Origin of the sequence: Streptomyces sp. A012304 (assembly GCF_026008495.1) — a bacterium.
GTDB lineage: Bacteria > Actinomycetota > Actinomycetes > Streptomycetales > Streptomycetaceae > Streptomyces.
Window position 1 is genome coordinate 163,417 of sequence record NZ_BQUN01000200.1, and the last position, 23,262, is coordinate 186,678.

Annotated in this window: 19 protein-coding genes; 11 read left to right on the forward strand and 8 right to left on the reverse strand. The window is 71.4% G+C overall.

The window, feature by feature from the left end; all coding sequences use genetic code 11:
• The 6 genes from ALMP_RS40745 to ALMP_RS40770 all read left to right on the forward strand — a co-directional run.
• Positions 1-564 (forward strand): PrpF domain-containing protein (locus tag ALMP_RS40745; RefSeq protein ID WP_309299614.1); only part of this gene is annotated, 564 nt, incomplete at its 5' end.
• Positions 565-670: 106 nt separating this feature from the next.
• Complete coding sequence (locus tag ALMP_RS40750) at positions 671-1,924, forward strand: SLC13 family permease (RefSeq protein WP_264937047.1); 1,254 nt, start codon at positions 671-673, stop codon at positions 1,922-1,924.
• 126 nt (positions 1,925-2,050) lie between these two features.
• Positions 2,051-2,572, forward strand: a complete 522-nt coding sequence (locus ALMP_RS40755) for a hypothetical protein (RefSeq protein ID WP_264937048.1) — start codon at positions 2,051-2,053, stop codon at positions 2,570-2,572.
• The gene (locus ALMP_RS40760; protein WP_264937050.1) at positions 2,569-2,922 is read left to right on the forward strand and encodes a transcriptional regulator; all 354 of its coding nucleotides are present in this window, start codon (positions 2,569-2,571) and stop codon (positions 2,920-2,922) included. Before ALMP_RS40755 ends, ALMP_RS40760 begins: the two co-directional genes overlap by 4 nt.
• Positions 2,919-3,830 (forward strand): ABC transporter ATP-binding protein, encoded by a 912-nt coding sequence (locus tag ALMP_RS40765; protein ID WP_264937051.1) that lies wholly within the window; start codon positions 2,919-2,921, stop codon positions 3,828-3,830. The genes ALMP_RS40760 and ALMP_RS40765 overlap by 4 nt, the downstream gene beginning before the upstream one ends.
• Positions 3,827-4,693 (forward strand): ABC transporter permease, encoded by an 867-nt coding sequence (locus ALMP_RS40770; protein WP_264937052.1) that lies wholly within the window; start codon positions 3,827-3,829, stop codon positions 4,691-4,693. Before ALMP_RS40765 ends, ALMP_RS40770 begins: the two co-directional genes overlap by 4 nt.
• 146 nt (positions 4,694-4,839) lie before the next feature.
• Here ALMP_RS40770 and ALMP_RS40775 read toward each other — a convergent pair whose 3' ends face one another.
• A complete protein-coding gene (locus ALMP_RS40775) occupies positions 4,840-5,802 on the reverse strand; it encodes a YafY family protein (protein ID WP_264937053.1) in 963 nt (320 codons plus the stop codon).
• Between the two features lie 130 nt (positions 5,803-5,932).
• Here ALMP_RS40775 and ALMP_RS40780 point away from each other — a divergent pair, with 130 nt between their 5' ends.
• On the forward strand, positions 5,933-6,619 hold the full coding sequence (locus tag ALMP_RS40780) for an alpha/beta fold hydrolase (RefSeq protein ID WP_264937176.1): 687 nt from the start codon (positions 5,933-5,935) through the stop codon (positions 6,617-6,619).
• 99 nt (positions 6,620-6,718) lie between these two features.
• Here the strand turns inward: ALMP_RS40780 and ALMP_RS40785 are convergent, their stop codons facing one another.
• Positions 6,719-7,567: a helix-turn-helix transcriptional regulator gene (locus ALMP_RS40785; protein WP_264937054.1), complete on the reverse strand. Its 849-nt coding sequence runs from the start codon at positions 7,565-7,567 to the stop codon at positions 6,719-6,721.
• A 119-nt stretch (positions 7,568-7,686) separates the two neighbouring features.
• Here ALMP_RS40785 and ALMP_RS40790 point away from each other — a divergent pair, with 119 nt between their 5' ends.
• Positions 7,687-8,541, forward strand: a complete 855-nt coding sequence (locus ALMP_RS40790) for an NAD(P)-dependent oxidoreductase (RefSeq protein ID WP_264937177.1) — start codon at positions 7,687-7,689, stop codon at positions 8,539-8,541.
• Between the two features lie 96 nt (positions 8,542-8,637).
• On the opposite strand, the gene ALMP_RS40795 is transcribed toward ALMP_RS40790, so the two are convergent.
• Positions 8,638-11,568 carry a BTAD domain-containing putative transcriptional regulator gene (locus ALMP_RS40795; protein ID WP_264937055.1) on the reverse strand — a complete coding sequence of 977 codons (2,931 nt, stop codon included), beginning with the start codon at positions 11,566-11,568 and terminating at the stop codon, positions 8,638-8,640.
• 189 nt (positions 11,569-11,757) lie between these two features.
• Here ALMP_RS40795 and ALMP_RS40800 point away from each other — a divergent pair, with 189 nt between their 5' ends.
• From ALMP_RS40800 to ALMP_RS40810, 3 genes are all read left to right on the forward strand, one after another.
• Positions 11,758-12,942: a serine hydrolase gene (locus tag ALMP_RS40800; RefSeq protein WP_264937056.1), complete on the forward strand. Its 1,185-nt coding sequence runs from the start codon at positions 11,758-11,760 to the stop codon at positions 12,940-12,942.
• Between the two features lie 276 nt (positions 12,943-13,218).
• Positions 13,219-14,526 (forward strand): hypothetical protein, encoded by a 1,308-nt coding sequence (locus tag ALMP_RS40805; RefSeq protein ID WP_264937058.1) that lies wholly within the window; start codon positions 13,219-13,221, stop codon positions 14,524-14,526.
• Complete coding sequence (locus tag ALMP_RS40810; RefSeq protein WP_264937059.1) at positions 14,526-15,566, forward strand: ComEC/Rec2 family competence protein; 1,041 nt, start codon at positions 14,526-14,528, stop codon at positions 15,564-15,566. The genes ALMP_RS40805 and ALMP_RS40810 overlap by 1 nt, the downstream gene beginning before the upstream one ends.
• A gap of 50 nt (positions 15,567-15,616) precedes the next feature.
• On the opposite strand, the gene katG is transcribed toward ALMP_RS40810, so the two are convergent.
• From katG to ALMP_RS40835, 5 genes are all read right to left on the reverse strand, one after another.
• Positions 15,617-17,815 carry a catalase/peroxidase HPI gene (gene katG, locus ALMP_RS40815; RefSeq protein WP_264937060.1) on the reverse strand — a complete coding sequence of 733 codons (2,199 nt, stop codon included), beginning with the start codon at positions 17,813-17,815 and terminating at the stop codon, positions 15,617-15,619.
• Positions 17,816-17,963: 148 nt separating this feature from the next.
• Positions 17,964-18,665, reverse strand: coding sequence for a FadR/GntR family transcriptional regulator (locus ALMP_RS40820; RefSeq protein ID WP_264937061.1), 702 nt, complete (start codon positions 18,663-18,665; stop codon positions 17,964-17,966).
• Between the two features lie 88 nt (positions 18,666-18,753).
• On the reverse strand, positions 18,754-19,797 hold the full coding sequence (locus ALMP_RS40825; protein ID WP_264937062.1) for an ABC transporter permease: 1,044 nt from the start codon (positions 19,795-19,797) through the stop codon (positions 18,754-18,756).
• Between the two features lie 2 nt (positions 19,798-19,799).
• The gene (locus ALMP_RS40830) at positions 19,800-21,395 is read right to left on the reverse strand and encodes a sugar ABC transporter ATP-binding protein (protein WP_264937063.1); all 1,596 of its coding nucleotides are present in this window, start codon (positions 21,393-21,395) and stop codon (positions 19,800-19,802) included.
• A gap of 110 nt (positions 21,396-21,505) precedes the next feature.
• Positions 21,506-22,555 carry a sugar ABC transporter substrate-binding protein gene (locus ALMP_RS40835; RefSeq protein ID WP_264937064.1) on the reverse strand — a complete coding sequence of 350 codons (1,050 nt, stop codon included), beginning with the start codon at positions 22,553-22,555 and terminating at the stop codon, positions 21,506-21,508.
• Positions 22,556-23,262 lie beyond the last annotated feature (707 nt).

The window sequence follows — 23,262 nt, forward strand, 5'->3', positions numbered from 1 at the left end:
GCCGCCGAGCCGGTACGCGTGAGCATGGTGACCGCGGGAGCTCCGATCGTCCTCGTCGACGCCGCCAGTGCCGGGCGTACCGGTGCCGAGTCACTGGAGCGGATGAGCGCGGACGTCCCCTGGCTGCGCACCGTCCGTCATGCCGCCGCACCCCTGATGGGGCTGCTCCAGCCGGGAGAGGAACCGGGCGACGCGGTGCCCAAGGTGGGCCTGGTCGGCCCGCCGGTGCCGTACACCACCACCCTCGGTGAACCGGTCGGTGCCGAGGACTACGACGTGTCGGTGCGCATGCTCACCATGAACGCACCGCACCCCGCGATCGGCCTGACCTCCGCCGTCGCCGTCGCGGCGGCCGGGCTGCTGGAGGAGTCCGTGGTCTCCCGGACCACGGGCGGCCCGACCGACGAGTGGTTGCGCCTCGGCACGCCCGCCGGCGTCGTCGCGGTCCGCTGCACCGATGTAAGGGACGGTCTGCCGCACCGGGTCACCGTGCAGCGCGCGGCCCGTCTGCTCGCCGACGCCCGCATCTACGTACCGGAAGCAGGCAGCCCGCAAGCCGCCTGAGCCGCGACGAACATCACCTCGTCAGGCCGGCTCCCAGCCGTCTGCCCCCGGATACCCTCGCGCCCTCGGGGCGCGCCACCCCGTCCCCACCGCACCAAGGACAAAGATGTCTGCTGAAGGGATCTCCATAGGCGCCCTGCTGGTGATGTTCGTGGTCGGCACCGTACTGCCGATCAACCTGGGCATCCTCGCCTTCGTCGCCACCTTCGGGGTCGGGACCGCCTCGCTCGGCCTCACCGAGGACGAGATCTTCGAGGGGTTCCCGGCGAAGCTCTTCGTCACCATCGTCGGAGTCACCTACCTGTTCTCCGTCGCCCGCCGCAACGGCACCATCGACTGGCTCGTCGCGGCCGGGGGGCGGCTGGTACGCGGCAAGGTAGAGCTCATCCCCTGGGTGCTGTTCCTCGTGGCCGCCCTGCTGACGGCGTTCGGCACGTTCACCCCGGCCGCGGTCGCGATCCTCGCGCCGATCGGCATGAACTTCGCCTACCGCTACAAGCTCAACCCGCTGGTCGTCGGCATGATGGTGATCAGCGGCGGGCACGCGGGCGCGTTCTCCCCGCTGGCCGTCTCCGGTGCGCTGGTGCTCGGCCTCGTCGACAAGACCGATCTGCAGGTCTCCGCCGTGGCACTGTTCAGCGCCAGCTTCGTGATCAACCTGGTGCTCTCGATCCTCACCTACGCCCTGCTCGCCAAGCGTCCCGCCCCGCTGGCCGAGGGCGCCGCGGAGGCGGCCGGCGACGAGGACCTCGCCGTCTCCGGCAGGCCCGACTGGCGGCAGTGGCTCACCCTCGCCTGCCTGGTGGCCCTCGTCGTCGGCGCGCTCGGCTTCCAGTTGGAGATCGGATTCCTCGCGCTGGCTGCCGGCGCCCTCCTGGCCCTGGTGGACATGAAGCGGCAGGAGAAGGCCGTGGACGGCGTCAGCTGGTCCACCCTGCTGCTGGTCGCGGGCATGATGACGTACATCGCGATGCTGGAGAAGGCCGGCATCATCGAGGAGATCTCCGAACATGCCGCCAACCTGGGCGCCCCGCTCCTCGTCGCCCTGCTGCTGTGCTTCACCGTGGCCATCACCTCCGCCTTCGCGTCCTCCACGGCGATTCTCACAGCGATCATCCCCATCGCCGTACCGCTGCTGCTCTCCAGTCACCTCAACGGCGCCGGACTGATCGCCGCGCTCGCCGTCTCCACGACGATCGTCGACACCTCTCCCTTCTCGACCAACGGAGCACTCGTCCTCAGCAACGCCCGTGGGGTGGACTCCCGCCGCTTCTATCGCCAGGTCATCGGCTACACCGGCGGAATCGTCGCGCTCGGCCCCGTCGTCGCCTGGGGCGCCCTGGTCCTGCCCTGGTCATAGTGCGACGTACGTCGACCGGCCGCTGGGGGAGGGGGCCGGCGCCGACCACCGGTCGACTTGCCTGCGAGGAAAGTCAAAGATAACTTTCCTCGTAGGAAAGTAAAGCCGGACGGGGAGGGCGAGGCCGTGAGCACGTCAGTGGATGCCGAACAGGCATGGAGGGATCTCCAGCGCATCCGGGTGCCGCAGGAGCGGGTGTACGACGAGGTCGAGCGGTCCGCCGCGGGCGGCTCGGGCACCACCTGGGCCACGGCCGCGCTGATGTGGGTCTTCCTGGCCGGTCTGGGCCTGGACCTGCCCGGGTGGGGCGTGGGGCTGGCTGTCGCGGTGTACATCGCGCTGCTGAGCGTGCTGGGCGTGCTCCACAACCGCCGCAGCCGGGTGCGCCTGCACCACACCCGCTGCACCCCACGGATGGTGGGCGCCTTCGTCGCGGGGGCGGTGGTGACCGGCGGGACGACCGTGCTGTCCGGCCGTCTTGCCGACTCCCTGGAGCCGATGTACGCCAGTCTGATCCAGGCCACCGTCTCGGCGGCGGTGTTCGTGGTGTGCGTGGGGCCGACGAGCCGCTGGGCGGCCCGGTCGGCGCGGGACCGTGGCGCACGGACGGCGGGCTCGGGGGCAGCGGGCGCGGGGGCGGGCCGATGAGCACTCCCAGCGGCTTCGACGAGCTGATCCATCCCGCGACCCGGCTGTCGGTGGTCGCGCTGCTCGCGGCGACGGAATGGGCGGACTTCGCGTTCGTCCGTGACAGCCTCTCGCTCAGCGACTCCGCGCTCTCCAAGCAGCTGCACACCCTGGAGGAGGCCGGATACCTGGAGCTCCACAAGGAGGGCGGCGGCCGCAAGCGGCGCACCAGGGTGCGGCTGACGGGCCGTGGCCGTGCCGCCTTCGAGGGGCATGTCGCGGCGCTCCGCGCGATCGTCGAGGGCGCTGCTCCCCGGGCGGCGGCCGACACATCACCAGGACGGCGACACCACTCGGGGGCAGGACGATGACGCCGCGGCACACACCCGACCGCCCCGTCGTCCACGCGCGCGACGTGAGGATGACGTACGGCGACATCGACGTCCTGCACGGCGTCGACCTGGACATCCACCGCGGCGAGGTCTTCGCGCTGCTCGGGCCCAACGGCGCCGGGAAGACCACCACCGTCGAGATCCTGGAGGGCTTCCGGCGGCGTTCCGGCGGGGAGGTGAGCGTCCTCGGCATGGACCCGGAGCGGGGCGACGACGCGTGGCGGGCCCGGATCGGCCTGGTCCTGCAGTCCTGGCGCGACCACCGCCGCTGGCGGGTCGCCGAGTTACTGAGGCACTTCGCGACGTACTACCCCGACCCCCGCGACCCGGCCGAACTGCTGGCCCTGGTCGGCCTCACCGACCAGGCCGGCCGGCAGGTGGACCGGCTGTCCGGCGGCCAGCGCCGGCGGCTGGACGTCGCGCTCGGCATCGTCGGCCGCCCCGAACTGCTCTTCCTGGACGAGCCGACCACCGGCTTCGACCCGCAGGCGCGGCACGAGTTCCACGTCCTGGTCGAACGGCTGGCCCGCGACGACGGCGTCACCGTCCTGCTCACCACCCACGACCTGGCGGAGGCCGAGCGGCTCGCCGACCGGATCGCCATGCTGGTCGGCGGCCGGATCCGAGCCTGTGGCACGCCCGCGGAACTGGCCCGGCGGGCCGCCGCACAGGCCGAGGTCCGCTGGACCGCCGACGACGGCACGCCCCGCCGCGAACGCACCGACGACCCCTCACGGCTGGTCTGGGAACTCCACCGGCACGCGGACGGCCCGATCGCCGACCTGGAGGTCCGCCGCCCGACGCTGGAGGACACCTACCTGCACATGGTGCACCGGGAGGCCGACCGCACGGACGGGGCCGCGGACGAGGAGGAACCGGCCGCATGAGAGGGACACCCATGACGAACAGCTGGCGTGCCGGGATCCAGCGCGGCGGCATCGAGCTGCGGCACCTCCTGCGCAACGGCAAGGAGATGTCCGGCCATCTGACCAACGTGGCCGTCGCGCTGCTCGTCGCCGCCTACGTCAGCGACGACGTGCCCGGCACCCGGACCCCGATGGCCCATCTGATCCTGGCGGGCTTCGCCGCCTACCTGTTGTTCCAGATCGGGCTGATCAACCTCCCGCAGATCCTCGTGACCGAGCGGGAGGAGGGCGCCCTGCTGCGGCTGCGCGCCACGCCCGGCGGGATACCGGCCTACCTCGTCGCCAAGTGCCTGCTGATCGTCGCCGTGGCGGTCGGCACCCTGGCGCTGCTCCTGGCGGCCGCGGCGCTGCTGGTGGACGGGCCACTGCCGCACGGGCCGGGCGATTGGCTGACGCTCGTGTGGGTCACCACGCTCGGGCTGCTCGCCGTCGTACCGCTCGGCGCGGCCATAGGCGCCGTACTGCCCAACCCCCGCGAGGCACTGGCGTTGATCATGCTGCCGACGATGGGTCTGCTGATCACCTCAGGGGCGGTGTTCCCGATCACCTCGCTGCCCGTGCCGGTCCAGCAGGTGGCGGCGGTCTTCCCGCTCAAGTGGATGGCGCAGGGCCTGCGTTCGGCGCTGCTCCCGGACTCCGCACGCACCGCCGAGGCGGCCGGCGCCTGGGAACTGCCCATGGTCGCCCTGGTCCTGACCGCCTGGGCGGTCATCGGCTTCCTCCTCGCGGTACCCCTGCTGCGGCGCGCCGCCCGCCGCGAATCCGGCTCCCGCCTCGCCGCACGCCACCGCAAGGCGGAACAGAGCGGCACGCCGCCCGCGTAGGCGGGCCTCGTGACCGCCGGGCGACGGCACGGCCCAGAGGTCCTGTCGTCCACTGTCGTCCACATGAGGGGGCGCTTGGGAGGGGTCGGCGGTGCTCCGCAGCGGTATACCGAGAGCGGCGTAGACGGGCCGGGGCGAAGGCCCCGTCAGGGCGGGTCCGTCACGGCGGCGGTGAGGCGGGCCGCGAGTGCCTCGGCCGCGGCACGCAGTTCCTCCCCGCCCTCGATACGGAAAGCGAACGGAATCCTCGCCAGCCATTCCTGCGCGTACATGTGCGGGTTGCGGGTGCTGCCGACCAGCAGGCATCCATCCCCCAAGGGCTCAAGGCGCCCCATGGGCGGGCGGATCCACGGGGCCACCTCGCTCAGGGGCGCGTCGAACACCACCCGGGTGGCGAACTCCCATCCCACGCCCAGGTTCTCCTCCAGCACCGCCACCGGATCGAGGCCCCTGGGCGGCTCGAACCCGTGCCCCGTCGGCCGGACCGCGACGATTCGGTCGACTCGGTAGGTGCGGATCGCGTCCGCACGACGAGAGTGGCACAGCAGGTACCAGCGCCCGTAGCGGACGACGATGGACCAGGGATCCACCTCCGTCTCCCACTCGTTGCCCGCCTCGCTGCGGTAGGTGACCAGCACGCGCAGCCGGGCCGCGACGGCGTCGACGAGCTCGCTGGTGATGGCCGGATCGGGGCGGGCCGAGAGCGGATCCGGTGCGGCCGACGCGTACCGCCGCAGCATGGCCGCCTGTTGGCCGACGCTCTCCGGCAGCGCCTTGACGACCTTGCCCAGCGCGGTACCGATCAGGTCGTCGGGGTCGGCCGCGGCCGGCTGGCCGCTGAGTACCGCCATCACCAGGCCGAGGGCCTCGGACTGCGTGAAATGCACAGGCGGCAGCCTTGTGCCGCGCCCCAGCCGGTATCCGCCGTGCGGCCCCCGGACCGACTCCACCGGAATGCCGGCTTCTCGGAGGATCCCGACATATCGGCGCGCTGCCCGCTCCGTGACGCCGAGCCGCCCGGCGAGTTCACCGGCCGTCGTACCGGGGCGGGCCTGAAGGACTTCCAGGGCGCGCAGGGCTCGCGCGGTGGGGCTGAGATCGTTCGGCACGGAAGCAGGCTAATTCCAGGGCCGCCACCGCACGCACCGCGCTCGGGTGGCCGCCGGAGGAACCGGCAGTGGATTGTCCGGATCCGCGCCTACGGTGACGTCCGTGAAGCAGAGGAAGGGGAACTGCACCATGGACATCCTGCTCATCGGCGGCCTGTGGCTGGACGGGTCGGCGTGGGGTCGTGTGGCGTCCGAGCTGGAGGCGCTCGGTCACCGCCCCGTGCCGCTCACTCTCCCGGGCCAGGGGGACGGCTCGGTGACCGCCACACTCGACGACCAGGTCGCGGCGGTGCTCGCCGCGGTGGACGCGGCACCCGGCAAGCCCATGGTGGTGGGGCATTCCGCCGCCTGCACGCTGGCCTGGCTGGCCGCCGACCAGCGGCCGGAGCGGCTGGCCAAACTCGCCCTCGTAGGCGGCTTCCCGCAAGCCGACGGACAGCCGTACGCCGACTTCTTCGAGGTGCGGGAGGGCGTCATGCCCTTCCCGGGCTGGGGCCCCTTCGAGGGGCCGGACGCCGCCGACCTCGACGACGAGGCCAGACGAGAGCTGGCGGCTGCTGCGATTCCCGTGCCCTCGGGCGTGGTCAACGGCGTGGTGCGGCTGAGGGACGAACGTCGGTTCGACGTCCCGGTCGTCGTCGTATGCCCGGAGTTCACGCCCGCGCAGGCGCGAGAATGGATCGACGCCGGCGACGTCCCGGAACTCGCCCGAGCCAAGCATGTCGACTTGGCCGACATCGACTCGGGCCACTGGCCCATGGTCACCAGGCCCGCCCAGCTCGCCCGGATCCTGGCTGGGGCGGCCGACACGGCCTGACAAGCGAACGGGTCGCCCTGCGCGGGGATCGTCGGCATGCTCGGCGACTTCGTCGCCGCGGCGGATGAGGAGCCGGAGTGGGCGGCGACCGCGGCCCGTTCAGGTCGTGCTGGGTGACATGTCCTGAAGGCCCACCACGCGCAGGAGCCGCAGGCGTTCGTAGGACTCGGTGCCCGGGCGGGGCGTGTGCACGACCAGGAGATGGTGGTGTTCGTGGCTGACCATCACCTCGCAGTCCAGTTCCAGGAGACCGACCAGGGGATGCAGGAAGCGTTTCGTCGCCCTGGCCCGCTGCGACACCTCGTGTTCGTCCCACAGTCGGGCGAACTCCTCGCTGGAAGACCGCAGTTCGGCGACCAGCGCGGCCGGTTCCGGGTCGTCGGGGCGGGCGGCTGCCACCGAGCGCAGGGTGGCCACGTGGGTGCGCGCGTGTCCCGCCAGGTCCTCCTCCGGGAAGAGCGTGCGCGCGGCCGGGTCCAGGAAGAAGAGACGGGTCAGATTGCGCTCGCGCCGAGGGCGGGACATCACGTCGCCGACCAGCGCCCTGGCCATCGCGTTCTGGGCCAGCACCTCGCCGCAGTCGTTCACCACCTGCGCCGGTGTGTCGTGCAGCCGGTCCAGGATCAGCAGCAGCCCGGGGCGGACGTGCGCCGACGCCGTCTCGCGCCGCGGGGGCTCCTCACCGGCCAGGTGGAACAGATGGTCCTGCTCCACGGCCGTCAGGCGCAGCGCACGGGCCAGTGCCGTCAGCATCTGGCGGGACGGGCGCGGTCCACGGGACTGTTCCAGGCGCGTGTAGTAGTCCACCGACATGCCGGCCAGCTGTGCCACCTCCTCGCGGCGCAGGCCGGGCGTGCGGCGCCGGCTGCCCGCTGTCAGGCCCACGTCCGACGGGGCCAGCCGGGCGCGGCCACGGCGCAGGAAGTCGGCGAGTTCAGGTCGGTTCACCCCTCAAGCCTGCCGCAGCGCGCCCGGCTTATCCAGGGACCGCCGATCCCATGATCGACGGGTCTCTGCCGCCGCTCGCGGCTGCGGCGGAGGCTGAGCACCGACGAGAGGAGCACATGATGCTGACGTTGGTGACGGGTGTGACCGGTCAGGTCGGCCGGCGTTTCGTACCGAGGCTGCTGGCGCAGACCCGGCCGGAGGAGCGGGTACGGGTGCTGGTGCGTGACGCGGCGCGCGGCGAGCCCTTCGCGGAGCTGGGCGCCGAGGTCGTGGTCGGCGATCTGCGGGACGCGGAGGCGCTCGGCAAGGCGGTGGCCGGGGTGGACGCGGTCGTGAACGTCGCGGCCTCCTTCCGGGGGGTCCCGGACGACGAGGCGTGGGCGGTCAACCACGACGCGGCCGTGGAACTGGGCCGTGCCGCGCTGGCCGCCGGTGTGCGGACGTTCCTACAGGTCAGCACCGCGCTGGTGTACGGCGTCGGACGGGGCCGCCCGTTGACCGAGGACGACGAGAGCCGCCCCGGCGGGCCGATGTGGGGCGCGTACACCGAGTCCAAGGCGCGGGCCGAGCGGGAACTGCTCGCACTGGAGGGGCTGGACGTGCGCGTGGGCCGGCTCCCGTTCGTCTACGGCGAGGGCGATCCGCACCTCGCCCAGTCGTTGATCTGGGCCCGGGACTGGGCCGCGACCCAGCGCCTCCACATGGGCCATCACATGGACGTGGCTCAGGGCCTGCTGCGCGTCCTGCACGCGCCGGGAACAGCCGGCCGGATCTACAACATCGCGGACGACGCGCCTGTGACGGCGGTCGAGTTGCACCAGCTGAACGGGGTGGAGATCCCGGAGGAGCTGTACACCCGGGCCGACCCCGACCCGTGGTTCGGGATCACCTCCACGGACCGGATCCGCCGGGAGCTGGGCTATCGGCCGGTGTATCCGTCGGTCTACGCGGCCAGGGACGCGGGAGCGCTCTGAGGGAGCCCTCCGAGCCGGCCAGATCATGATCGCTGCCCGGGACGTCCGGGCCCGCGACTGTTCTTCCAACGCGTTCCCGAAGGCTGCAGGTGACCGCTACGGAGCCGTGGTCAGGAGGGCACGCAGGTCGGTGAGTACCTGCGCGTCCGTCCCCTCCAGGGCGGACAGCGCGCTGCTCCATCGGCCCAGGGCCGCCCGTTCGTCTCCGAGCGCTCTCAGGACATGTCCCAACTCGTGCTCGGCCAGGCCCCGACCGTAGGAGTCGCCGCGCGCGGCGGCCTCCTGGAGCAGCGCCGTGCAGGCCTCCCGGGCCTCCCGGAGGCGGCCCAGCGCGCGCAGTGCCTGGGCCTGGCCCAGTCGCGTCTCCCGCTCCGCGTTCCAGTGGGCCGTGCCGGAGGCCATGACCCGCAGCGCCTCCTCGAAGCTGTGCAGGGCCGGGGCGGGCTCGCCGAGGGCCAGCAGAGCACGGCCGGTGTTGCACAGGGCGACCTGCTCGATCACGGCGCTGCCGGCCTTCCGGGCGAGTTCCCTGCTGCGCAGGTGGTAGGAGACGGCGGAGCGCAGGTCGCTGAGTTCGGCCACGTACCCCTGGTGCCCGAGCAGCAACGCCTCCTCGCCGGCGGTGACATGGTCGGGGCGCAGGGCGAGACACCGTGCCAACGTCGCCCGGGCGTCGGCGTCCCGGCCGAGTTCACGCAGCAGCGCGGCCCGGTTGCCGAGGTGACGCATCCGGGTGACGTCGTCGCGGAGGTGCTCGCTGAGCTCCACCGCCTCGTCCAGGATCAGCAGCGCCTGCCCGACGCGCCCGGCCGAGTAGTGCGCGGTGGCGAGCTGCCCCAGCGCCCGTCCTTCGGCCGCGGTGTTGCCGCTGGACCGGGCGAGGGCGATCGCGTGCCGCGTCAGGCGTTCGAGATCCCGCACCCGGCCGCGGTCGTGCAGATAGGGGAACAGGGCGTTGATCAGGTCGAGGGTGCGGGCCGGGCCCAGGCGTCCCCGCGCTCCGGAGCCGGCCAGGAAGAGCAGGTTCGCCGCTTCCGCGTCACCCCACGCGAGGGCCGCCGCGGTGTCGGCGAAGACCGTGCCGGGCCGGCCCCCGGGGTGCTCGGGCGCTCGCCCGGGGTTCGGCCGCAGGGCCGCGGCGCAGTGCCCGAGCCGCTCCTGGTACCAGCGCAGGGACCGTTCGACGGCTTCCGCGTTCCGGGCCCGCTCACCCGGCCGGCCGGCGAGTTCCCGGGCGAAGTCGCGGACCAGGTCGTGCGGGGTGTAGCGGCCCCAGCACACCTCCTGGAGCAGGGCCACTTCCGCCAGGCGGTCCAGGGCCTGCTCGGCGATCCGCTCGGTACGGCCGAGGGCGGTGGCCATCAGCGGCGCCCCGTACTCGGGCAGGTCCAGCGCACCGATGAGGACCAGGGCCGCGGCGGCGTCAGCGTCGTGCGGGTCGCCCGAGCCCAGGAGCGCCTCATGGGCCGCCATCAGGGAGCGGCGCACGCTGAGGTCCTCCAGTTCGAGGTGGTCCAGGCGGTCCTCCTGCCGGGCCAGGCGTTCCACCAGCTTCTCCACCGGCAGGGTCCGCCGGCTCCGCAGCCGGGCCGCGGAGATCCGCAGCGCCAGGGGCAGCCGGCCGCACAGGGTCACGAGCCGGGCGACCGGTTCGGCGTCGGACGCGGCCCAGGAGCGGCCCGAGGTCCGCTCCAGCAGCAGGGCGCTGTCCCGCGGTGAGAGCGGCTCGAGCCGGACGTGCGTGGAGGCTCCCAGGGTGGCCAGCGGCCGTCTGCTGGTCAGCAGTACGGCGCAGCCGGCGCCGGCCGGCAGCAGTGGACGTACCTGGCTCACCGAGGCCGCGTCGTCCAGGACGAGCAGTGTTCGGGTGGGGGCGAGCGCGGAGCGCAGCAGGGCGGAGGCGGCCCCCACGTCGCCCGGGATCCGCCGGGTGTCCACCCCGAGGCCGTGCAGGAGAGCGGCGAGGGCTTCGGCGGGTGCCAGGGGGGCCACGCCGGGTGTGGCCCCGTGGAGGTTCAGATAGAGCTGGCCGTCGGGGAACGCGTGCCGGAGCTGTTCGGCGATGTGCAGGGCGAGCCCCGTCTTGCCGACGCCCGGCATTCCGCTGATCACGGCGAGGGCGGTGCGGTCGCGGGCGGACCGGAGCTCCTCGCGGATCTCGGCGATGTGCTCGGCGCGGCCGACGAACCCACCGGGCGGCGCCGGAAGCTGCGCCAGCCTCGGGGGCGTCCCCGCCGCGGGGGCCGTCGCGGCGGTGGTCGTGGCGACGGGCGATTCGCGGTGCGGGGCGGCCGCGCCGCGGAGCACCTCCTGGTGGGCCTCCTGGACGGCGGGGCCGGGTTCCACCCCGAGTTCTTCGACCAGGGTCCGGCGCAGCGACCGGAAGAGCGCCAGCGCTTCGGCCCGGCGGTCCGTGCGGCCGAGGACGAGTATCAGCTGGCGGTGCAGCGCCTCCCGGAACGGATGCTCCTTGACCAGGACACCCAGTTCGGCGGCCAGCCCGTCGAGGCGGTCGAGGCACAGGAGCGCCTCGAAGCGGCATTCGAGCGCCTGTAACCGCTGCTCCTGGAGGAACGACACGACAGGGTGGCCGGCGAGGGCGGGCACGTCGGCGAACGGTGTGCCGTGCCACAGGGCCAGAGCGGCACCGGCGTCCCGCTCCACCGCCTCCCAGTCCTCCCGGCTCCGGGCTTCCTGCGCTCGTCGTACTCGCCCCTCGAACACGTCGCGGTCCAACTCGCCCTCGCCCACCCGCATTTCGAGTCCGTGGGCCATGGTGCGCAGCCGGGTGCCGCCGACGTCGCGGAGGTTTCGCCGCAGCCGGGCGACGTGGTTGTGCAGCGAGGCGGTGGCCGTCGGCGGTGGCTCCTCGCCCCACAACACCGTCATCACCGTGTCCAGCGGCACCGTGCGGTTCGGCTCCAGCAGCAGTGCGGCCAGCAACGCGCGGGACTTCGGGCCCCCGAGGGCGACAGCCGCGCCGTCGTCGTCGACCGCCGTGAGTGATCCCAGTACCGCGAACCTCACCGCCGTCCCTTCCCCCAGAGTCGGATGCCGAACACCGAACGTCCCGCGTCGATCGAAGAACATCATTTTCGTTCAGCGCCGAGCCGGGTTCAAAGGAGGTCGGCTCCGCGCCGTTGGCGCGCCGTTGGCCACCCGTTAGGCGCGGTCGACAGGATGCGTGTCCCGCACACGAGAGAGGGGCTGGCGCACATGTCGACTCGCCGGACACGGACGACCCTGGTGGGCGCGACAGCGCTCGCCGCCGCAGGGACACTGCTGCTGACGACGCCCGCGGCCGCCGCCGGCGGCACGATGACCGCCACGGAGACGCGGGAGTCCCGGCACGCCGCCACTCGGGCCGCCATGGACGCGGCCGTCGCCGCGGGCGTGCCGGGCGTCGTGGCCGAGGTACGCGACACCCGCGGCGTATGGAAGGGCACCTCGGGGGTCGCCGACCTCTCCACACGGCAGCCCCGCGGTCACGGTGATCGGTTCCGCGTGGGAAGTGTCACCAAGACGCTGGTGGCGACCGTCCTGCTCCAGCTCCAGGCGGAGGGAAAGGCCGATCTCGACGCCACGGTCGACCACTACCTGCCCGGTCTGGTGCGGGGCAACGGCCACGACGGCACGAAGATAACGGTCCGTCAGCTGATGAACCACACCAGCGGCATCTTCAACTACACCGAGGACGCCACGTTCTCGAAGAAGGTGCTGGGTATCGAGTTCCTCCGATCCCGGTACGACGACTGGACTCCGCAACAGGTCATCGCCCTCGCCCTCCAGAACCCGCCCCAGTTCGAGCCCGGCACCTCCTGGAAGTACTCCAACACCAACTACCTCCTGCTGGGGCTGATCATCGAGAAGCTGACCGGCAGGCCCTACGCCGAGGAGATCGAGCGGCGTGTCACCGGACCGCTCGGGATGCGTGCCACGTACTTCCCCGGCACGGATCCGCACGTGCCCGCGCCCACCCGGCACTACTCCACCTTCACGGAGGACCCGGGGAAGACCTACGACGTGACCGAACTCAACCCCTCCTGGGCCTGGGCGGCGGGGGAGATGGTCACCAACTCCTCCGACCTGAACCGCTTCTACACCGCCCTCTTCACGGGCCGGCTGCTGCGCCCCGCCCAGCTGGAGCAGATGACGACCACGGTCTCCACCGAGGGCAACCTGCCGCGCCAGCGCTACGGCCTGGGCCTCATCGAGTACGAGACGAGCTGCGGGATCAAGGTCTGGGGCCACTCCGGCGGCATCCACGGTTCCTCGACGCAGGCCTTCGGCACCAAGGACGGCCGTCACATGATCGCCCTGAACTTCAACGGCGACTGGGTCGGCGGCGGCAAGAACGTCGTCTCGGCCGAGTTCTGTCCGCCGGCGGCCACGACGGGCTGACGCCGGCCGGAACGCCGGACCGCGAGTCAGCAGGTCTTCTTCGTCGACGCCTGCCAATACGCGCGCCGCGTTCGTCTGCCGGCGTGACGGGCACGAGGACAGACGACGCCCGGCCCCCGCACCCGGCGACGAACCCGACGACCGCGACTGGCCCGTCTTCCTGCCGCTCGGGCACTACGAGGTCGAGGCCGTTCTCGGCCCGGACGACATACGGAGGGACGAACTCGACGCCCGCCCACCCCAGTTCCGCCTCCGATTGGTCAAGTTGGTCAGGCCATGAGCACCTCACTCGCCGTCCGCCTCCTCCTGTCGTCCCCGGGGGAGTCCAACGACGCCGTGATCCTCGGTGACATCCACTCGGCCGACCTCACCGGAGCGACCCTGCGTGACATCCGGATCCCCTGCGGGGTCGCGCCCCAGCCCCTGTCGTACGACGTGATGCCCGGGCGCTACCTCGTGTCGGCGTGGCTGCCGTCCGGCCTGGTGCTCACGGAGAACGCCGTGGCGGTGGAAGGCCGGGAGACCCAGGTGGACTTCAACATGACGGACTCGCCGTACGAGACCCACTCCTGGCAGTACCTGATGGGCAACATCGAGCCCGACATGGTCTACCACAGCCCCCGTCAGGCGCCCTTCACCGAGTCGGTGGCCTCGCGGTCCATGGTCGCCACCCTCGCCGGGCCGGACGGTGCCGTCCCTCGGGGAGCCGTCGACCTGACCGCCCTCGCCACCTGGATCGGCGACTCCACGCCCGCGAGCTGGTCCTTCGCGTCGATGCTGGAGCTGGCGAAGACGCCGCCCGAAAGCCCGGTCGCCCGGCTGATCGCCTCGGGCGAGCCCGTCGTCCTGCCCGCTCCCTATGACTGCGGCGATGAGGTCACGCCGCTCTACCGGTTCCGCCCGAACGGCCCGGTCGGGGCCCGGGGCAAACCTCTCGAGGTCGGTTCCGGACCTGTCGGCGAGCGGCAGTTCCTCGTCGTGGAGGCCGCCGACTCCGTACGGCTGGTCACCCTTCCACGGCCCTGGGGCGACGCCGACGTCGAGGTCCTCGTCAACCTGCGGCAGAGCCCGACCGGCAGTGCCGTCTCGGTGGCCGTCCGCGACCCGGAGGTCGGCGCGGGGCTCGCGTACATGGCTCAGGGCGCCCTGGACATGGCGGCCAGGCTCTTCACCGACGTCGAGTCGATGCTCTACTCCAAGGTCGAGAACCCGCTCGCGGCGGCGGCCGGGTCGTACGTCCTCATCGGCACCGACCACTCCGAGAGCGAGACGCGCTGGGACCCGTGGCTGGTCCGGCTCGCCGAGCGTTTCCCCTGGCTCAGCGACGGGGCGATCCTGAGGTCGGTGCGGCTGCTGCGCAGGAGACCGAGGGACCTTGGGTGGGCCCGGGACGGACTGATCGAGGCCTTCGACCGCGGCATCCCCTTCTACACGCTCGGGCTCGTCTGGCTCATCGAGGGGCCCTCCGCCTTCCCTGGCGACCCCGACTGCGCACGCCGCCTCGACCTGGCGAGACAGCTGGCCTGGCTGGTCGACCTGCGCGAGCCGTTCCTGATCCTCGACCTGAGGCAGGGGAGGGCGTGATGATCCGGCTCAGGATGCTCCCGGCGCAGGACGGCGACTGCCTGCTCCTGGAATACGGGAATGACGCGTTCACCCGGCGGATCCTGATCGACGGCGGACGCCACGGCACCTACCGGCGGATCAGACCGCTGCTCGCGGGGCTCGGCGGCCCGGTCGACGTCCTCGTGGTGACCCATGTCGACCAGGACCACATCCTCGGTGTGCTGGCGCTCATCGAGGACGACGACCGGCCGGTGGAGATCGGGGACGTATGGTTCAACGGCTTCGACCAGCTCCACGACCGCGAGAGCTTCGGCGCGGTGGAGGGGGAACGGCTCAGCACCGCGCTCATGACCCGGCACTTTCCCTGGAACCAGGCCTTTGACGGCCGCAGTGTCGAGGTGGGCCATCCGCTGACCTGGTTCGACGACGGGTCGTCCATGGAGGTACTGGCACCGGACCGCCGTCTGCTGGAGTCGCTGATCGAGACGTGGAAGACGAAGTGCGAGGAGGCCGGACTCATCCCGGGAGCGGACGCGGTGGAGAGAGAGCCTGTGCCGGGAATCGACCGCTTCGGGACGATCGACGTCGACAAGCTGGCCGCCACGCCGTTCAAGCGGGACGCCTCCCCGACCAATCCGACCAGCATCGCCCTGCTGTTCGAGTTCGAGGGCACCCGGATCGTCCTCACGGGTGACGCCGACGACCCGCGCCTGGTGACGTCGATCCGGCCACGTGCCCAGGCCGAGGGCGGGCGGCTGCGGATCGACGCCCTGAAGGTCGCCCACCACGGCAGCGCCAAGAACCTCTCCAACGAGCTCCTCGGTCTCCTGGACTGCGGCCGCTACCTGATCTCCACCGACGGGAAGGTCCACGGCCACCCGGACGACATCGCCGTCGCCCGGATCCTCAAGCACGGCGGGGCGACGAAGGACCTCGTCTTCAACTACCGCGAGCGGGCCGAGCCCTGGAACCTCGGCAGCCTCGAGGAACAGTTCGGCTACCGCGTAATGGCACCCGGGTCGGCCGACGAGAACGGCTTTTTCACCGTGGAATTCTGACCGACGGCCCGGACGGCCGTCGGTCTGCACGGTCTGCACCATCTTTCGGTCTATCGGGCTCGGGCGAGGTCGAACCGGTCGAGGTTCATCACCTTGTCCCACGCGGCGACGAAGTCCCGCACGAACTTCTCCCCGGCGTCCGCGGACGCGTAGACCTCCGAGACGGCTCGGAGCTGGGAGTGCGAACCGAAGATCAGGTCGACGGCGGTGGCGGTCCACTTGAGCTCGCCCGTGGCACGATCGCGGCCTTCGAAGACGTTCTCGTCCGAGGCCGACACCTTCCACTCCGTGCCCATGTCGAGCAGGTTCACGAAGAAGTCGGTGGTCAACGTCTCCGGCCGGTGGGTGAAGACGCCGTGCCGTGAACCGTCGAAGCCGGCGTTCAGGGCCCGCATGCCGCCGATCAGAACCGTCATCTCGGGAGCGGTCAGCGTCAACAGGTTGGCGCGGTCCAGCAGGAGCGTCTCCGGCGACAGCTTCTCTCCCGCCCGCAGATAGTTGCGGAACCCGTCCGCCCTCGGTTCGAGCACGGCGAACGACTCCACGTCCGTCTGCTCCTGCGAGGCGTCCGTCCGCCCCGGCGCGAACGGGACGGTGATGTCGTGCCCGGCGTTCCTCGCGGCCCGCTCGACGGCCGCGCACCCGCCCAGGACGATCAGGTCGGCGAGTGAGATCCTCTTCCCGTCGGCCTGGGACAGGTTGAAGTCCTGCTGGAGCTGCTCCAGCGTCCGCACCACCTCGGCCACCTCGGGGAGGGCGTTGACCTCCCAGTCCTTCTGCGGAGCGAGCCGGATCCGGGCCCCGTTCGCTCCGCCGCGCTTGTCGGTGCCGCGGAAGCTCGCCGCCGCCGCCCAGGCCGTGGTCACCAGCTGCGGGACGGACAGGCCCGAGGCGAGGATCCTGTCCTTGAGGGCGGCGATGTCCTGGTCCGACACCAGCTCGTGGTCGACCTCCGGGACGGGGTCCTGCCACAGCTGCGGCTCGGGGATCCACGGGCCGAGGTACCGCGACAGTGGTCCCATGTCGCGGTGCAACAGCTTGAACCACGCCTTGGCGAACGCCACCGCGAGCTGGTCCGGGTTCTCGTGGAAGCTCTTGGCGATCGGCCCGTAGATCGGATCCACCTTCAGCGCGAGATCCGTCGTCAGCATCATCGGAGCATGCCTCTTCGACGGATCATGGGCGTCGGGCACGGTGCCCTTGGCCGCGGGATCCTTCGGAGTCCACTGCTTCGCGCCGGCGGGGCTCGTCGTCAGCTCCCAGTCGTACCCGAACAGGTTGTCCAGGTAGCCGTTGTCCCACCTGGTCGGCTCGTTGGTCCACGCGCCCTCCAGCCCGCTGGTGAGCGCGTCGGGACCCTTGCCGCTGCCGTAGGTGTTCCTCCAGCCGAGCCCCTGCTGCTCGATGGGCGCGGCCTCCGGTTCCGCCCCGATGTAGCCGGGGTCGACCGCGCCATGACACTTGCCGAAGGTGTGGCCGCCGACGATGAGCGCGACCGTCTCCTCGTCGTTCATCGCCATGCGCCCGAACGTCTCGCGAATGTCCCGGGCGGCGGCCATCGGATCCGGATTGCCGTTCGGCCCCTCCGGATTGACGTAGATCAGTCCCATCTGCACGGCACCGAAAGGACCGGTGAGTTCCCTGTCGCCGCTGTAGCGCTCATCTCCGAGCCAGGTGTCCTCAGGACCCCAGAAGATTTCCTCCGGTTCCCAGATGTCCGCTCGCCCGAAGCCGAATCCGAACGTCTTGAACCCCATCGATTCCATGGCACAGTTACCGGCGAAGACCAGAAGATCGGCCCAGGAGATTTTCCGGCCGTACTTCTGCTTCACCGGCCAGAGCAGACGGCGTGCCTTGTCGAGACTCGCGTTGTCCGGCCAGCTGTTGAGGGGGGCGAAGCGCTGCGCGCCGGTGCCGCCCCCGCCCCGGCCGTCCGCGATGCGGTACGTCCCCGCGGCGTGCCAGCTCATCCGGATGAAGAGCGGCCCGTAGTGACCGTAGTCGGCGGGCCACCACTCCTGGGACGCCGTCATCACCTCGAAGACGTCCCGCTTCAGCGCGTCGACGTCGAGGGTCGCGAACTCTTTTGCGTAGTCGAAGTCCTCTTCCATCGGATTGGAGCGGGGCGAGTGCTGGTGGAGAACCTGAAGGTCCAGCTGATTCGGCCACCAGTCCCGGTTCGTCCTGGGACGAGTCGGTGTGGGGGTCGGGGAGGGGATTGCTGGGTTCTCGCTTTCGCTGCCGGACATGCCCGTCCTTATGGTGTCTCGGTGTTTCCCTGCTGATTGCTCCGTGTCGGTGTTTATATGGTCGCGCACCGCGGACCGCACCGCTACGAAACACGCAGAGCACCCTCGCGTGACACCGTGCGAGAAAGGCCGGCTCTTTTTTACGGGATCAGTTCTCGGCCGCGTCCAGAGGACCGTCGGCGAGGCTCGCCGCCAGCCATTGCTCGACGGCGGCGACATGGACCGACGCGGCGGAGACCGCGAGCTGGGCGTCGCGTGCCCTGAGCGCCCGGAGGATCTCCTCGTGCTCCCGGTGCGCGCGGTCCACGGCCCGATGGGTCCGGCTGCCGCGGACGATGCGGACCCGTTGGGTGCGGGTGGACAGCACGCTCAGCAGCATGGACAGCACCGGGTTGCCGACGGCTTGGACGATCCGCAGGTGGAAGGCGATGTCGTGGGCGACGAACTCCTCGACGGTGGTGGCGGACCGGCACCGGCCGAGGATGCCGTCCAGCTCGTGGAGGTCCTCGGCTGTCAGCAGCGCGGTGGCCAGTCCGGTGGCCTGCGGTTCGAGCAGCCGGCGCACCTGGAGCAGTTGCAGGGCGGTCTGGCCCTGGGAGACATCGGCGGCGAAGGACAGGCTCTCCAGCAGCAGATGGGGCTCCAGGCTGGAGACGTACGTGCCGTCGCCCTGCCGGGTGATCAGGATGCGCATGGCGGTCAGGGCCCGTACGGCCTCGCGCAGCGAACTGCGCGACAGACCGAGCTGTCCGGCGAGGACCTCCTCCTTGGGCAGGCGGGAGCCGGGTGCCAGCTCACCGGCGACGATCATCGCCTTGATCTTGTCGATGGCCTCGTCGGTCAGTGCCACGAGCGTGCCTCTCCGTGCCGGGTGGGTGCGGGGCGTCGGCTCCGCCGGGCCGCGGTGGGCGCCGGGCGGAGCCGGTCGTCGGCCGCCGCTACTCCTGCTTCTCGCCGGAGGCGAAGCGGGAGATGATCAGCGCGACGATGATGATGGCGCCGTTGAGGAACTGGTTCCACAGCGGCGGCACACCCGCCAGGGTCATGACGTTGACGACGAGCTGGAGGGTGAGTACGCCCGTGAGGGCGCCGAACACCGAACCCTTGCCGCCGTTGAGGCTCACCCCGCCGATCACCGTCGCGGCGAAGACCTGGAAGATCCAGCCGCTGCCCTGGGTCGCGGAGATGGACCCGTAGTGGCCGCTGTAGAGGATGCCGGCGAACGCGGCGAGCAGGCTGCCGATGATGAGGACGATCCACACGATCCGGTCGACCCGGATGCCGGCGGTGCGGGCCGCCTCCGCGTTGCCTCCGATCGCGTACAGCGCGCGGCCGTGCCGCAGCCAGGCGAGCGCGCAGCCGCCGAGCGCGAAGAGCACCGCGCACACCCAGATGGCGGCGGGCACGCCCAGCCAGGACGCCTTGCCCAGGTAGGTGAACGACGACGGCAGCTCGACGATGGACTGGCCCTCGGACAGCGCGACCTGAAGGCCGCGGAGCATGGTCAGGGCGCCGAGCGTGACGATGAAGCCGTTCAGACGCAGCTTGAGGATCAGGAAGCCGTTGACGGCGCCGATCAGCGCGCCGACCAGCAGGCACAGCGGGACGGCCGTCCATTCGGGCAGGAGCCCGAGCCCGTTGAACCGGCCGCCGCCGGCGGGCAGGACCAGCCAGACGGCGATGACGGGAGCCACGCCGATGGTGGATTCCAGGGACAGGTCCATCCGCCCGCAGATCAGGATGAACGTCGTCGCGAGGACGAGCAGGCTCAGCTCGGTGGACTGCTGCAGGACACCGATGAGGTTGTCGGCGGTGAGGAAGGCCGGCGAGACGATGAACCCGATCAGCATCAGGACGAGGATGGCGGGGACCAGGGACAGTTCACGGAAGCGGCCGAGGTCGATCCGGCGGGGGGTGCTGTCCGCGGCGGCCGGCTCCGCCGCGCTCGCTGCGGGCTCGGTGAGATCTGTGGTGGCGGACATGACTACCTTCCGTGCTCGTCGGTGCCGGATGCGGGGGAGTGCGGGGACGCGGTGCCGGAGTCGGCGATGCCTTCGATCGCGGCGACGACGTCCTCGTCCCTCCAGCCGCGCTGGAACTGGGCGACCACCCGGCCGTGGAACATGACGACGACCCGGTCGCACACCCTGAGGTCGTCGAGTTCGTCGGAGACGATCAGTGCGGCCTTGCCGCCGTCGGCGACCTGCCGGATCCTGCCGAGCAGGAACTCCTTGGACTTGACGTCGACGCCGTTGGTGGGCCGGATCGCGACCAGCACATGCGGGTCGGTGGCCAGGGCGCGGGCGACGACGACCTTCTGCTGGTTGCCGCCGGAGAGGGCGGAGACCGGGGTGGCGGCGCTCGGGGTCTTGATGTCGAGATCCCGGATCATGCGCCGGGCGAAGAGCCTGGTCCGGGAGGGCAGCACCATGCCGAACGGTCCGAGCTGGTCGGTGACGGTCAGGGTGGCGTTCTCCGCCACGCTCCGGTTGTTGACCAGGCCCTGGAGGTGTCGGTCCTCGGGGACCAGACCGACCCCTGAGGCCAGGGCGGACGGCACGCTTCCAGTGCGTACGGCCCGGCCGCCGACCGAGATGCCGCCGGCGCCGGCGCGGTGCAGCCCGGCGACGGCCTCGCCCACCTGCACATTGCCGCTGGCCGCGGCACCGGCGAGCCCGACCACCTCGCCCGAGCGGACCGAGAGGGACAGGTCCTCGCAGGCGCCGGGGAGTGTCAGACCGTCGATCGACAGCAGCTCGGCGGAGTCGGCCCGGGTGGTGGGGGCGGGGGCCTCGGCCACGGCCGCGAGGGAGGCGGACTCGCCGGTCATGGCCTCCACCAGCGCCTGGTGACCGAGCTCGGCCACGGGCGCGGTGAGGATGTGCGCCGCGTCGCGGTAGACCGTGACCGTGGCGCAGAGGTCGTACACCTCTTGCAGGTGGTGCGAGATGAACAGGAAGGCGACGCCCTGGTCCTGGAGGTCGCGGAGTTTGCCGAAGAGGCGGCCGATGCCGCGCGCGTCGAGCTTGGCGGTCGGCTCGTCGAGGATGATGAAGCGGGCTCCGAAGGACAGGGCCCGGGCGATCTCGACGAACTGGCGCTGCTCGACGGTGAGGTCCTTGGCCCGTGCGGCGGGGTCGACGGCGACTCCGTACTCGCCGAGCAGTTCCTCGGCGCGCAGCCGCAGCTGCTTCCAGCGGATGGGCTGTACCGCGCCGGGGCTCTGCCGGTTCAGGAAGAGGTTCTCGGCGACGGTCAGCTCACCGATGATCGTGGAGCGCTGGTAGACGCAGGCGACACGGGAGCGCCAGGCGTCGATGTCCCCGACGGCCGGTGCGGGCTCGCCCGAGAAGCGCAGGGAACCGGTGTCGGGCTGCTGGAGACCGGTGAGGATGGACACCAGCGTCGACTTGCCGGCGCCGTTGCGGCCGACCAGGGCGTGCGACTCGCCCGCGGCGATGCTGATCCGTGCGTCGCGCAGGGCGACGGTCGCGCCGAACCGTTTGCTGATGCCGGTCGCCTCGGCCACCGGGGCCGGATGCCCGGGGCCGGTCGGCGGGGCGGTCGCGGTGTCCGCCATGGTGGATTCCGTCCTTCGTGTGGGGATGCGGGGGCCGGGGAACGCGGGTGTGGCGCGGCGCGGAGAGAGGGGGCCGCCCGTCTCTCCCCGCCGCGGTGAGCTGCCGGCGGTCAGCCGACGTTGTTGCCCCACAGCGCCTTGTCGTCCACGTTCTCCTTGGTCACCAGCGGGGCGGGCAGCTGGTCCTCCAGGCCGTTCGGGATCTTGACGATGGTGGAGCCGTGGTCGGTCGGACCCGGCTTGAAGGTCTTGCCCTCCACCGCGGCCTGGGCGTAGGAGAGGGCGTACTTGGCGTAGAGGTCGGCGGGCTGCGAGACGGTGGCGTCGATGTGGCCCTTGCGGATCGCGTCGAACTCCTGCGGGATGCCGTCGTTGGAGATGATCGAGATGTGGCCCTTCTGGCCGGCCGGCTTGAGCAGGCCCTTCTGCTCCAGCAGCGCCAGGGTGGGCTGGAGGAAGACACCGCCGGCCTGCATGTAGATGCCGTTCAGGTCGGGGTGCTGGGCGAGCAGCGACTGGAGCTTGGCGGAGGCCACGTCGCCCTTCCAGTCGGTCGGCAGCTCGAAGACCTTGATCTTCGGGAACTTGGTCTTCATGCACTGCGCGAACGCCTCGGAGCGGTCGCGCCCGTTGATGGAGTCCAGGGCGCCCTGGAGCTCGGCGACCTTGCCCACGCCGTTCAGCTGCTTGCCGAGGAACTCGCAGGCCTTGGTGCCGTACGCCCGGTTGTCGGCGCGGACGACCATGTAGACGTCACCCTTGTCGGGGCGGGTGTCGACGCTGACCACCGGGATCTTCGCCGCCGACAGGGTTTCCAGCGTCGAGGCGATGGCGCCGGTGTCCTGCGGTGCCATGACGATGGCCTTGGCCCCGGTGTTCTGGAACACCTGGACGTTGGCGACCAGCTTGGTGATGTCGTTCTGCGAGTTGCTCAGCGGCAGGGTGTCGACGCCGTCGGTCTTGATGTCCTGCTTCAGGTACTGCGCGTAGGAGTTCCAGAAGTCGGAGTCGGAACGCGGCAGGTCGATGCCGATGGCGGCCTTGCCGCCGCCCGACGCGGCCGAGGCCGAGCTGTCGCGGTTGCACGCGGTGGCGAGGGACAGCACCGCGAGGACAGCGGTGGCTGCCGCGGCGGTGGAGCGGGTGCGAGCGAGCTTCATGGCCGTTGTTCTCTCCTTAGCCAGGGGCGGGAGCCGCAGGGCGATAGTGGGAGGTGGCGTGTCCGCCTGCCGGGGGAGGGGCGGGCACGCCGGCCGGGCGGGTGACGGTCCGGCACCGGGCGTGCGGACCTGGCCCGACGGGATCGGAAAGTGAGGGTCAGCCGGCCGAGGGGACGGAGGCGAGCGACCGCGTCGCGCAGATGCGAGCGGACGCCGGATATTTCCGAACTATTCCTCCGATGTATCTCGGACGTCGAGGACGTTACGTCGGCGTCACCGAGGTTGACAAGACTCCGCTCCCACGGAATTCCGAAACGCCGGGTCGCGGGCGGCCGAAGAGTCGCCGGCGCGGCCTCCATTCCCTCCCGCAATAGCCGCCGGCCTGCGCTTTTCGCGGTTCCATGGGCAAGTGGAGAGCGCTCGTCCGCAGTTCACGATTCGGCAACGGCGCACGCGCGTCCCTGTCCGGGCCCCGCGCAGGGGGTTCCGCTCGCGGCGCTCCCGCCCGGCGGCACCGGTGCGCGGTTCCACGCCTCACCGCGCTCTCCATGGGGCACGACGTCGCGACCTCTCACTCGATTCATCGGAGGGTGAGCCGTGCGCCACGCCCCTGCACCTGCGGACATCGATCGTGTGATCGGCGCCCCGGTGGCGATACCCCTCGCCTCCGGGCGGATACATCCGACGTATCCATTGCAAGTCGCGTC